The sequence below is a fragment of the Ornithobacterium rhinotracheale DSM 15997 genome (genome assembly GCF_000265465.1).
GTDB classification, from domain to species: Bacteria; Bacteroidota; Bacteroidia; order Flavobacteriales; family Weeksellaceae; genus Ornithobacterium; species Ornithobacterium rhinotracheale.
Genome location: NC_018016.1, coordinates 1,160,615 through 1,172,502, shown reverse-complemented (window position 1 = coordinate 1,172,502; position 11,888 = coordinate 1,160,615). Strand labels below are relative to the sequence as shown.

The window sequence follows — 11,888 nt, the reverse complement described above, 5'->3', positions numbered from 1 at the left end:
AATCATGGGGCATAAAAAAAACGCCACCCTTTTTCAAGCGGTGGCGAACTAAAAAAACATGATAAATCAATCTTAAATTACTAATGTTTAGACTGAGTAAATACTTGGTTTGTATTTTCAAGCTTATAACTGAAATTCGCAGATTTGTATTCCAATGAGTAAGAAACATTCCATTTGTTTCCTTTTTTGGTAGCTCTGATGAAATTGCTTGGCTCGTTCATGAAATAGACGCCAATTACTCTGTTGTTTTCATCGCTAATCTCTAAAATTGGAGAGTCGTTTGCTACTAAATTTTCGCCAGACCAATTGAATTGATTATTTCCATTTGGCACTTGGAAAAGAATTCTGTAAGTCTTATTTTCTTTTTCAATTTCTCTACCGCTAATCGTTTTGATAGGGCAAGCTGGAGGAACAGTTTTGATTTCAAAAACAGTATTTTCTCCCGCTGATTGTGTTAAGCGACCTTGATTTGCTATATATGCAATATTTTGATTGTCATAAAAGTTTGAATAAGTGGTAGAAAACTCACAACGCTTGGTGATTTTTCCGCTATCATCGTCAGAGCTGCAACTTACTAGCGCTACCGATGTCATTAAAAAAAGTAAGAATTTTTTCATGTATTAAAATGTTTTTTAAATAACTTATTGTATATTTTACACACATCAAGTCTTGTGCCAAAAAAAGAATGAATGCGAAAAAAATTTAATTAAGATTAAAATTTAAGGAATATGCTCGTCGCTTAGTGCATTTTTTTTAACTTTGTAAGCTCTAGATATTAAAACAGAATATGGCAAAAAGACATACAATCACAGCAGCACTCCCATACGCCAATGGGCCGATTCATATTGGGCATTTGGCAGGGGTGTATGTTCCAGCAGATATTTACGCACGCTATCTTAGAAGAAAAGGCGAAGATGTGGTTTTTATTTGCGGGTCGGATGAGCATGGGGTTCCCGTAACTATTCGTGCCAAAAAGGAAGGCATAAGCGTACAAGAAGTGGTAGATCGCTACCATTTTTTAATTAAAGATACTTTTAAATTTTTAAATATTTCTTTTGATCACTACGATCGCACTTCGTCTCCGCGCCACCATGGCAATGCAGCGAGATTTTTTAAAACTTTGTATGACAAAGGTGTTTTCTTGGAAGAAACTTCTGAGCAGTTTTTTGACGAGGAAGCGGGTGAATTTTTGGCAGACCGCTACATCGTGGGAGAATGTCCTAATTGCCATAATGAGGGAGCGTATGGCGACCAATGTGAGAAATGTGGCTCGACTTTAAGTCCAGAAGAATTAATCAATCCTAAATCGGCATTGAGCGGTAGTGCACCGATTAAAAAGGAAACCAAAAACTGGTATCTTCCGCTAGATCAATACGAGGATTTCTTGAGAGAATGGGTGCTGAAAGAGCACAAAGATGATTGGAAAACCAATGTTTTAGGGCAAGTGAAATCTTGGATAGATGATGGGTTGAAACCACGCGCCATGACACGCGACCTTGATTGGGGAATTCCCGTTCCGCTAGAAGATGCGGCAGGAAAAGTGCTTTATGTATGGTTCGATGCACCGATTGGCTATATTTCTGCTACGCAAGAGTGGGCGGAGAAAAATGGAAAGGACTGGAAACCTTATTGGCAAGATCCAGAAACGGAATTAATCCATTTCATTGGGAAAGATAATATCGTGTTCCACTGTGTGATTTTCCCTGTGATGTTGAAAGCGCATGGCGATTATATTTTGCCTAAAAATGTGCCTGCCAATGAGTTTTTAAATCTAGAAAACGATAAAATTTCAACTTCTCGCAATTGGGCGGTGTGGGCACACGAATATGTGCACGATTTCCCAGGGAAGGAAGATGTTTTGCGCTATGTGCTTACAGCGAATTTGCCTGAAAATAAAGATAATAACTTTACTTGGAAAGATTTTCAAACTAAGAATAATTCGGAATTAGTAGGAATTTTGGGTAATTTCTTTAACCGAGTAATGGTGCTTACGCAGAAATATTACGATGGCGTGGTGCCTGTGGCAAAACAGACTTATCCCGAGCTTGAAAACTTAAGCCAATACCCGAAAAGAATCGGGGAATATCTTGATAAATTTGAGTTCAGAAATGCGTTGAAAGAATATATGAATTTGGCGCGTTTAGGAAATCAGTTTTTGCAAAGCCAAGAGCCTTGGAAAAAAGTGAAAGAATCTCCAGAAGAAGTGGAAAGCATTATGAATGGGGCGATTCAAATCGCTGCGATGCTTACGCAATGTGCCGAGCCTTTCTTGCCTACATCGGCAGAAAAAATGATGCATATGCTCGGAATGGAGGCTCAACCATGGCAGTCGCTTTATGAAACAGATACTTTATTGCCTGCGGGACATCAATTAGGCAAGCCAGAGTTGTTGTTCGAGAAAATAGATGATGAAGTAGTGGAACTACAATTGGCTAAATTAAACGAATCTAAAAGATTAAATAAAATGACAAATCCTAACGCAGAACCACAAAAAGCAGAAATTAGTTTTGATGATTTCCAAAAAATGGACATCAGAATCGGTACTATTTTAGAAGCAGAAAAAGTGAAAGGAGCCGACCGATTGCTTAAACTTAAAGTAGACACGGGGCTAGATGTGCGCACGATTGTATCGGGCATTGCTGAAAGTTTTTCGCCAGAAGAAGTGGTGGGCAAGCGTGCGAGCGTTTTGGTAAATTTAGCACCGCGAAAAATCAAAGGAATCGAAAGCCAAGGAATGTTGCTTTTCTGCGATAAACCGAATGGGAAATTGACTTTCTTAAATCCTGAAGACGAAGTGGATAATGGCGTTGCTGTGAATTAATATTTTTAAATAAAATAGAAAATAAAAGCACTCTTCGGAGTGCTTTTTTATTTGGAAAAAAGTTCATACCTTTAAAGAAAAATGAGAGAAATTCCCACCATTATCAAATCGCTTATCTTTCTAGTAGATTTAACCTCGTTGCTATTCTTATTTGTATTGCTCTTTTATCCTACCATGCTCGGCGCGGAGTTCTATGCGGTTGTGATGAATATTTTTATAATTAATGTTTTGGCGTTAAGCTACTTAGTATTTCGTCTATTTTCATTTAAAAACATAAGCAAGCAAAACCGAATCAATTGGATTTTATTGCTCACTTTTATAAATATTCCATTTTTGAAAAGCTACTATGCTTTCCGCAAGGATGATGAGTTTTTGAAAAGTGAAGATGAGAAACTTTAACAAAGAGGAGTTTTAATGAAGCGGATAAAAACAACAAAAGCACCGAAAAAATCAGTGCTTTTGTAGGTGGTCCCACCTGGGCTCGAACCAGGGACCCCTTGATTATGAGTCAAGTGCTCTAACCAGCTGAGCTATAGGACCCCGTTTTAAACGGACTGCAAATATAATTCTATTTTTTTTCTTATCCAAATATTTGGATTTATCCTATCACACAAAAAAGCATTTTTGCCATATTTTTAGAAAAATATAACTTCCACCCTTCTAAAATAAACAATTTTTGTAATATTCAAAATTTTAAATCTTAAAACTGCCCTATGATTAATGTCAATGTGAATTTGGGGCGTGTATAGACTTAAAAATTCATATAAAATTCGTAAAATTGGAGTTTGTAATAATTAAACAAATTCAAACCTATGGACACAATTATTGTTTTAGTTTTTATTGTTGGTTATGTTTTAATCACTTTAGAGCACTCTATCAAGTTAGATAAAACAGTGCCTGCACTCATCATGGCAGCCGTTATGTGGGCAATACTTTCGACCAATTTGCTCACCGTGTACGAAATCAATAATGGGCTGGTGCCTATCTTCGAGCATCTTGGTATTCCAGATGTGAGCGAAGCTAAACTTGAGGCGATAGAAGAAAGTTTACTTCACCATTTAGGGAAAACTGCCGAGATCTTATTTTTCCTTATCGGAGCCATGACCATTGTAGAAATCATTGATTTGCACAGAGGGTTCGAAATCATTAAAGACTTTGTGAAAACACGCAGCAAGCGTAAACTACTTTGGATTGTAGGTTTTTTAGCCTTTTTATTATCAGCAATTATCGACAACCTTACTGCCACTATTGTATTGATCACTATTCTTAGAAAAATTATTCCAAACAAAGAAGAGCGTCTTTGGTATGCAGGGCTTATTGTCGTTGCTGCCAATGCAGGAGGAGCATGGTCTCCAATCGGGGATGTTACCACCACTATGTTATGGATTGCAGGAAAAGTAAGTGTTGCAAAACTTATTGAATATTTAGTGATTCCAGCAATTTTATGCTTTGTAGTTCCTTTCGGAATTGCATCTTTCCTACCAGCTTTCAAGGGAACAGTAACGCCTGAGGAAGATGCCAGACAAGAGAAATTACCGAGCAGTGCATTGATGCTTTATCTAGGTTTAGGCATGATTATATTTGTGCCAGTGTTCAAAACCATAACTCACTTGCCTCCTTATGTGGGAATGATGTTATCTCTAGGTGTTGTGTGGTTTGCCGCAGAGTTTGTAACAAACTTTAAGTTTGATTACAACGATTGTAATACAATGGAGGAAGTTCACCAAAGAAAAAAACAATTCTCTGTGCACAGAGCTTTGGGCAGAATTGAAATGTCAAGTATCTTATTCTTCTTAGGAATTTTGATGGCAGTAGCCGCATTAGAAAGTTTAGGAATGCTTTTCAATTTTGCAGAATGGCTAAATACCACAATCCCGCAGGAAGAAATCGTAGTATTATTGCTTGGGGTAGCCTCTGCAGTGATCGACAATGTGCCATTAGTAGCTGCTTCTATCGGAATGTTTAGCGACCCTATGGATGCCGAATTGTGGCACTTCATTGCATATGCAGCAGGTACAGGTGGTTCCATGCTTATTATTGGTTCTGCCGCTGGTGTTGCCGCGATGGGAATGGAGAAAATCGATTTTTTTTGGTATTTAAAGAATATCTCATGGTTGGCATTCATTGGCTTTATCGCAGGTTCATTGCTTATCATAGCCTTTAAGCATTTAGGTATGTACGAATCTGTGGAGCCTACCGTAACACTTATTCAACAAATGCACTAGATGACTAGCGAAATTCATTTAAGCAATATTAAAATTTACGCATACCACGGCTGCTTGCCCGAAGAAAATGTAATCGGTGCGTGGTATGTGGTAAATTTGCGTGTGGAGGTAGATTTAACGCAGGCGGGAAAAACCGACGATTTGCAGCATACGATTAATTATGCAGACTTGTCAGAAATAATTCATCGCCGAATGAAGCAGAAGAGCAATCTTTTGGAAAAAGTATGCTATGACATTTTAGCCGAAATAAAAAATTATTCAGATCAAATAGAAGGAGCTGAAATTCAATTGGCTAAACTTGATCCGCCCATGCCTGGCAATATCGAAAGTGCAAGCGTGAAGATGTATCAAAAATTTAAACCAAAAATCCATTTTTAAAGGTTTTTTGCTTAAACTAGCTCGGGGCTAAAATAAATAGTGAAGGCTAAGAGAAATAAAGTTTACACATAAAAAAACTCCCGCTGATTCACAACGGGAGTAAAATTCTAACACATGAGGACAAATACAAATTTAGCGCTTGTATTTGTCTTTTATTTTTCAAATCATGTGCCAAAACATACTAAAAATAATTATTGGCATTAATTTATGATTGAAACTCAAATGTTTAACAAATTGTTCACTTTACACTTTCAAAAAGTAGGAATTAATCCCAAAAAAGCGTTGTATAATTTGTATCTTTGGCAGACGAAATAAAATTATCTATGAAAGTCCATTTTATCGCCATAGGAGGGAGTGCCATGCACAATTTAGCCATAGCTTTAAAGCAAAAAGGCTACCAAGTTACAGGTTCAGACGATTCACTTTTTGAGCCTTCTAAATCCAGATTAGAAAAATATGGCATTTTGCCACCTGCCATCGGGTGGTTTCCGGAGCGCATTACACCTGATTTGGATGCTGTAATCCTTGGTATGCATGCCCATAGCGATAATCCAGAAATGCTGAGAGCACAGGAATTGGGACTAAAGATTTATTCGTATCCAGAGTTTTTGTACGAGCAATCCAAGGATAAAACACGCGTAGTCATAGGCGGTTCGCACGGAAAAACCACCATTACTTCGATGATTTTGCATGCGTTGCATTATCATGGCAGAGAGGAGGATTATATGGTAGGGGCTCAATTAGAAGGTTTTGAAGTGATGGTGCGCTCGACAGAGGAGAGCGATTTTATGATTATGGAGGGAGATGAATATTTGTCATCTGCGCTCGATCGTCGTTCAAAATTCTTGTTGTATCAGCCCAATGTGGCACTTTTGAGTGGTATAGCGTGGGATCACATCAATGTTTTTCCAACTTTTGAGAATTATGTGGAACAATTCGAGAAATTCGTAGATAGCATCACCAATGGTGGAATCATTGTCTATAATGCAGAGGATCCAAATGTGGTGCGCGTGGTGTTGAAATCTCAAAATCCAATTCGCAAGATTCCGTATAAGACGCCTGCACATTATATCGAGGACGGTATCACCTATTTAGAAACAGCTGAAGGGCCAATTCCTTTAGAAATCTTTGGAAAACATAATTTAAGCAATTTAGAAGGGGCAAGACACATTTGCAATCACTTAGGCATGATGGATGAAGAGTTCTACGAAGCCATTCAAAGCTTTACGGGGGCATCTAAACGCCTTGAACTGGTTAAAAGAAGTAAAGACTATGTGGTGTATAAGGACTACGCGCATTCGCCATCTAAAGTAACTTCTACCACGGCGGCAGTAAAGGAACAATATCCTGACAAAGATCTAGTGGCGTGTCTAGAATTGCACACTTATAGTTCGCTCAATCCTGAATTTTTGGCACAATACAAAGACAGTTTGGCAAAAGCCGAAATCAAAATTGTGTATTATAGCGAAGAGGCTTTGCGCATAAAACGCCGAGAGCCCATAGAGCCTGCATTTATCAAAGAAGCCTTTAATGACAAGAGTATCGAAGTTTTTACAGAGCCAGAAGGGCTTAAAAATTACATCGAAAACTTGCCCAAGGCAGGAAAAGTATTTTTGATGATGAGTAGCGGGAACTACGGAGGGCTTGATTTAAAGGAAATTTAAAAATGAGCAGAAAAAGAAAGCCCTTTTTAAGAGCATTGATTTTCGCATTGATTATGATGGTTTTGATCAATGTGCCGCATGTGTATCGCGAGGGCTGGACGGTTGAAAATATAATTCAGATTATTTTTGTATTCCTTTTTTCGCTCGGCGGAATGTACTTGTTCTTTAAATATGGAGAGAACAAAGATTAAGTATAAGTTTTAATATTTTAATACTTTGATGTTCTTTTTGTGAAAAAAAAGATTAACTTTGAGCAAAACGAAAATTTAATAACACATGAGAACAAAAGTATTTGTATTGTTTACGGCACTTTTTTTAATAGTGTCTTGTGCGCCAAAGATTTATTCAGATCCGCAAGCAAAACAGTTGTCAGAGTCTCATCGCAGTCTTGCTGTTTTGCCTCCTAAAGTTTTTATAGAAGTTAGAAAAAAAGATGATCCCAAGGCGATTCAAGAGCAAGAGAAAAAAGATTCCGATGATTTCCAAAGAGAGATGTGTAGTTGGCTGTTGAAAAGAAAGTCTCAGGGCAAAATAACAACAGAGATTCAAGATGTTCAGACCACGATTTCTAAACTAAAAAAGGCAGGGTATTACAAAGATCCAGAACTGTTTACCGCTCAGGAATTGGCAAAAATATTGGGCGTAGATGCTGTACTAGCTTCTAAGTATTCATTGTCTCGTCCTATGTCTCAGGGGGCAGCCATTGCCGCGGCTGTATTGGTTGGATTTTCAGGAAACACTAACGAGGCTGTGGTAGACTTAAATGTATATGATGGCAAAACCGGTAAAATGATCTGGAGCTACAATCACAAAGCAGGCGGTTCTTTTACCAATTCCAACAGACTGGTGGATGCGCTGATGAGAAATGCAAGCAAAAAAATGCCACACGTGAAAGAGTAATATTTAAAAAAACTTTTTTATAAGATGATGAATCAAGTTCGGCATATAGGTGTTTTTAGTTTTAGTTAAAATTATTATGTTGTGTCCTTCTGGGCTTTGCTCAGAGCCTCTATGTGTAATATTTAATAAAAAAACACCAATTAAGTGCAAAGTAATTCAGAAAAGGCAACTAAGTGCTGTATGCGCTAGTAGATGTAATGCAAACCGGAGTAAGGTAATGCGGGGTGCCTAGGCGAGCTGGAGAGTATGCGTATCAACATCAGCAGCGAGGGAAAGGCTAAAGAGGAAGAAGTAACGGCAGCAAGCATTAAAGGGGCAAAAGTGGTTTTTACCCCAGGCAAAGATTTGAAAAAAATGTTGAATAACCTAACCTGCGAAAAGCTCTAAGCACCGCCCGAAAAAAAAACACGTGTGTTTTTTGGAAAAATGTAGTGTGTTTTTTTAAAAAAGACACGTGTTTTTCGGGAAGCGATAGTTAGGAATTAAAATAATAAAAAAGGGGAAGCCGAAAACCTTATAGAGTAGGCAATTTTTAAAATTTATTTGATATGAAAAAGATTAAATTTTTGAGTTTAGTTTTAGTGGCATTAAGTGCCATTTTATTTACCTCTTGTAGTAAAGATGATGATGGAGGAGGAAAAAATGATCCATATAAGAAATTATATGGAGAGTGGGAGTTATATCAAGAAATTAAAAACAACACAGTTATTGACTACAATAATTGTATCCCCACTTACACTTTTTATGAAGATAATACATATCTTTTTATAGATAAAGAAGACACAGATGAGGGGTGTAAATCGACTGCTGAAAAAGGCACGTTTAAAGCTTCAGAAAAAAGTTTTGTGTTGATAGATGACGATGAGCACGATCCTGTAACTTACGATATCGTAAAATTAGATGATAAATATATGGAAACTATCTTGAGATATAAATCTGGAGGTTTTGATGTAGAGTTGAGAGGTAAATACAGAAAGAAGTAAACTCTTAATATATGTAAGAAAGCCCTTTCTAATATAATCTAGAAAGGGCTTTTACTGTATTATAAAGTACACAATACTTTTTTAGGTATATCTTTTACCCTTGCGCTTGCAAAAAGTTTTGCATTCTTTTTTGCACTTTTTCTTTGTCCAGCAGTTCAATAATCACAGGAATATCTGGGGCATGCAAGCGAAAGGAGTGACATCATGATTTTGCCAAATCCTATTTCGTGCGTGTTTACGAAATCTTGCATCGCATGGTGAATTTCTTCTACATTGTAGTTTTCAATTTTTGAAGCTTTTTTTATGAGATGCTGAATCAAGTTCAGCATCATGACATTGTGTTTTATTTTTTTGCTAAAATCGTTATGATTGTGCCACTCTGAGCTCAACTCAGAGTCTCTGTGTGAAAATTTCAATTAAAAATCTTTCTGCTTGGTGTCAATGATTATAGTTACAGGGCCATCGTTTAAAAGGCTTACCTGCATATCCGCACCAAATTCTCCCGTTTGCACAGGTTTTCCCAGTTTTTGACCCAAAACCGAAATCATTTTTTCATAATACGGAATCGCTAAATCAGGCTTAGCTGCTCGTATATACGACGGGCGGTTTCCCTTCTTGGTTGCTGCATGTAGCGTGAATTGGCTCACGAGCAAAATTTCGCCATCGCAGTCCAAAATAGAACGGTTCATCACACCATTTTCATCGGGAAAAATGCGAAGATTCACGATTTTTTGGCTCAGCCATTCAAACTCTTCTTCGGTCTCCTCCGCCTCAAATCCGATTAAAATCATCAGTCCCAATCCAATTTTCCCGATTAATTGTTCGGCAACTTCTACTTGTGCGTGTTTAACTCTTTGTATGACTACTCTCATTACTTTCTGCGATAAAATTTAAATAACTTTCAAAACGGCTTGGTGCTATTTCTCCAGCTTCCAAAGCCTCTTTCACGGCACATTTAGGCTCGTTGAGGTGCTTGCAATTATGGAATTTGCAATCTTGTTTTAGCTTAAAAAGTTCTGGGAAATAGTTTTGGATTTCATCTTCTTCAAAATCTGCCAAACCAAATTCCTTAATCCCTGGCGTGTCGATAATGTAGCCGCCAAACGGCCAAGCGTACATTTGTGCAAAAGTAGTGGTATGTTGCCCTTTTTGGTTAAAGGTAGATACCGTTTTAGTTTTTAAATTTAATTCAGGATTTAAGGCATTTACCAAGGTAGATTTGCCCACGCCAGAATGTCCCATAAATACGCTCGTTTGGTCTTTGAGCAGGTCTTTTACTTTATTGAGCCCAATGTTTTCGGTAGCAGAAATTTCCAAAACTTGATAGCCAATATCGGTATAGATTTTCTTGAGAGCTTCAAACTCTGGGCGTTCCTCTGGTGTGATTTCGTCTACTTTGTTAAACAAAATTACGGGATGAATGTGATATGCCTCGGCTGTAACCAGAAATCTGTCGATAAAGCCCGTAGAAGTGCGTGGATTTTTGAATGTAGCGAGAATCACTGCTACATCTATGTTTGAGGCGATAATATGTGTTTTCTTAGATAAATTTACCGAGCGCCGAATAATGTAATTATGGCGCTCGTAAATTTTTTCTATAAAAGCAATATTGTCTTTATCTAAGCTAAATTCCACTTCGTCGCCCACCGCAATCGGATTGGTGTGTTTGATGCCTTTAAGCCTGAATTTACCTCTAATTCTTGCCTCAAAAGTTTCGCCCGAATCGGTAGCGATGCTGTACCAGCTTCCCGTGGATTTTATTACGCGTCCTTTCATTGAAATTAGGCTTTTTTATCAGCCATGATTTCGTTTTGCATTTTGATTGATTCTTGGTGCACGGCAGTCAAGAATCGATTAACAAACTCCTCAGACAAGCCAAATTTAGTGGCTTTTTCCAAAATTTGTTCTTGGATCAAGTTCCATCTCTTAGGCTGGAACACGGTAACATTGTGTTCTTTTTTAAGCGTACCGATGGCTTTTGCAATGTCCATACGCTCGTTGATCATTTCAAGAATGCGATTGTCTGCCTCGTCGATTTTATTTCTCAGTTGAGCCAAAGTGGTGTGGAAGTCGGTATCAGCATCGTCTTCTTTTCTCACTTTTAAGCTTTCAAGAATTTCGTTTAATCTTGCTGGCGTAACCTGTTGGCTAGCATCGCTCCACGCTTCGTCTGGTGTGTGGTGTGTTTCGATCATTAAGCCTTGGAAGCCGAAGTTCATCGCTTTTTGAGAAATTTCTTCGATTAAATCTCTGCGTCCTGCAATGTGCGAAGGGTCGCAAATAATCGGCATTTCTGGTAAGCGATTTTTGAAATCAAGTGCAATTTGCCATTGTGGTTGGTTGCGGTATTTAGTCTTTTTATAGTCAGAGAATCCACGGTGGATTACTCCTAAATTCTTGATGCCTTGCCCCGCCAAACGCTCCATGGCACCAATCCATAATTCCAAATCTGGGTTGATTGGATTTTTTACCAAAACCACTTTATCAGTATCGCGCAAAGCTTCTGCAATTTCTTGCACTTGGAAAGGGTTTACCGTAGTTCTAGCCCCAATCCATAACATATCTACATCACACTCAAGTGCCAATTTTGCGTGATTGGCATTAGCGATTTCGGTTCCGATTTTAAAGCCAAATTCCTCACGCACTTTAGCCAGCCAATTGAGCCCGATGGCACCCACTCCCTCGAAGCAATTAGGCTTAGTTCGTGGTTTCCAGATTCCTGCTCTGAAGATTTCTACTTTATCCTTAGGCAATTCTTCAGCAATTTGTAGCATTTGTTTTTCGCTTTCTGCACTACATGGGCCAGCGATTACAAGTGGTTTTTTAAAACTCTCGATCCAGTTGTTAATTTCCATAGGTTTCATTAGTTTATTAAATGGAGGGCAATTTAATCATTTTTTTGCTTTTAAAAGCTTGA

General features: G+C 38.0%; 13 protein-coding genes, 1 tRNA gene and 1 pseudogene. 9 read left to right on the top strand and 6 right to left on the bottom strand.

Annotation, left to right across the window (positions count from 1 at the left end):
• Positions 1–80 precede the first annotated feature (80 nt).
• A complete protein-coding gene (locus ORNRH_RS05465; protein ID WP_014790899.1) occupies positions 81–617 on the bottom strand; it encodes a hypothetical protein in 537 nt (178 codons plus the stop codon).
• Positions 618–787: 170 nt separating this feature from the next.
• On the opposite strand from ORNRH_RS05465, the gene metG reads away from it, so the two are divergent.
• Both metG and ORNRH_RS05455 read left to right on the top strand, forming a co-directional pair.
• A complete protein-coding gene (gene metG, locus ORNRH_RS05460) occupies positions 788–2,821 on the top strand; it encodes a methionine--tRNA ligase (RefSeq protein ID WP_014790898.1) in 2,034 nt (677 codons plus the stop codon).
• A gap of 81 nt (positions 2,822–2,902) precedes the next feature.
• A complete protein-coding gene (locus ORNRH_RS05455) occupies positions 2,903–3,220 on the top strand; it encodes a hypothetical protein (RefSeq protein WP_014790897.1) in 318 nt (105 codons plus the stop codon).
• A gap of 67 nt (positions 3,221–3,287) precedes the next feature.
• Here the strand turns inward: ORNRH_RS05455 and ORNRH_RS05450 are convergent.
• Positions 3,288–3,361: transfer RNA gene (locus tag ORNRH_RS05450), tRNA-Ile, on the bottom strand.
• A 272-nt stretch (positions 3,362–3,633) separates the two neighbouring features.
• Here ORNRH_RS05450 and nhaD point away from each other — a divergent pair.
• The 7 genes and pseudogenes from nhaD (at position 3,634) to ORNRH_RS05415 (ending at position 8,971) form a co-directional block, all read left to right on the top strand.
• Entirely contained in the window at positions 3,634–5,046 is a 1,413-nt protein-coding gene (gene nhaD, locus ORNRH_RS05445) for a sodium:proton antiporter NhaD (protein ID WP_014790896.1), read from the top strand.
• On the top strand, positions 5,047–5,424 hold the full coding sequence (gene folB / locus ORNRH_RS05440) for a dihydroneopterin aldolase (protein ID WP_014790895.1): 378 nt from the start codon (positions 5,047–5,049) through the stop codon (positions 5,422–5,424).
• Positions 5,425–5,747: 323 nt separating this feature from the next.
• Positions 5,748–7,088 carry a UDP-N-acetylmuramate--L-alanine ligase gene (locus tag ORNRH_RS05435; protein WP_014790893.1) on the top strand — a complete coding sequence of 447 codons (1,341 nt, stop codon included), beginning with the start codon at positions 5,748–5,750 and terminating at the stop codon, positions 7,086–7,088.
• A gap of 2 nt (positions 7,089–7,090) precedes the next feature.
• Complete coding sequence (locus ORNRH_RS05430; RefSeq protein WP_014790892.1) at positions 7,091–7,279, top strand: hypothetical protein; 189 nt, start codon at positions 7,091–7,093, stop codon at positions 7,277–7,279.
• 85 nt (positions 7,280–7,364) lie between these two features.
• The gene (locus ORNRH_RS05425; RefSeq protein WP_014790891.1) at positions 7,365–7,988 is read left to right on the top strand and encodes a hypothetical protein; all 624 of its coding nucleotides are present in this window, start codon (positions 7,365–7,367) and stop codon (positions 7,986–7,988) included.
• A 173-nt stretch (positions 7,989–8,161) separates the two neighbouring features.
• Positions 8,162–8,375, top strand: a pseudogene (locus ORNRH_RS05420) (HU family DNA-binding protein); the annotation flags it as partial.
• A gap of 161 nt (positions 8,376–8,536) precedes the next feature.
• Positions 8,537–8,971, top strand: a complete 435-nt coding sequence (locus ORNRH_RS05415) for a lipocalin family protein (protein WP_014790890.1) — start codon at positions 8,537–8,539, stop codon at positions 8,969–8,971.
• 155 nt (positions 8,972–9,126) lie between these two features.
• On the opposite strand, the gene ORNRH_RS05410 is transcribed toward ORNRH_RS05415, so the two are convergent.
• Genes ORNRH_RS05410 through ORNRH_RS05395 form a run of 4 tightly spaced genes read right to left on the bottom strand, consistent with a single transcriptional unit; the run spans position 9,127 to position 11,826 of the window.
• Positions 9,127–9,387, bottom strand: coding sequence for a hypothetical protein (locus ORNRH_RS05410; protein ID WP_036601370.1), 261 nt, complete (start codon positions 9,385–9,387; stop codon positions 9,127–9,129).
• Complete coding sequence (dtd, locus tag ORNRH_RS05405; protein WP_014790888.1) at positions 9,388–9,843, bottom strand: D-aminoacyl-tRNA deacylase; 456 nt, start codon at positions 9,841–9,843, stop codon at positions 9,388–9,390. It lies immediately after the preceding gene.
• Positions 9,818–10,747 carry a ribosome small subunit-dependent GTPase A gene (gene rsgA, locus ORNRH_RS05400; RefSeq protein ID WP_014790887.1) on the bottom strand — a complete coding sequence of 310 codons (930 nt, stop codon included), beginning with the start codon at positions 10,745–10,747 and terminating at the stop codon, positions 9,818–9,820. Before rsgA ends, dtd begins: the two co-directional genes overlap by 26 nt.
• Positions 10,748–10,752: 5 nt before the next feature.
• On the bottom strand, positions 10,753–11,826 hold the full coding sequence (locus tag ORNRH_RS05395) for a bifunctional 3-deoxy-7-phosphoheptulonate synthase/chorismate mutase type II (protein WP_014790886.1): 1,074 nt from the start codon (positions 11,824–11,826) through the stop codon (positions 10,753–10,755).
• Positions 11,827–11,888 lie beyond the last annotated feature (62 nt).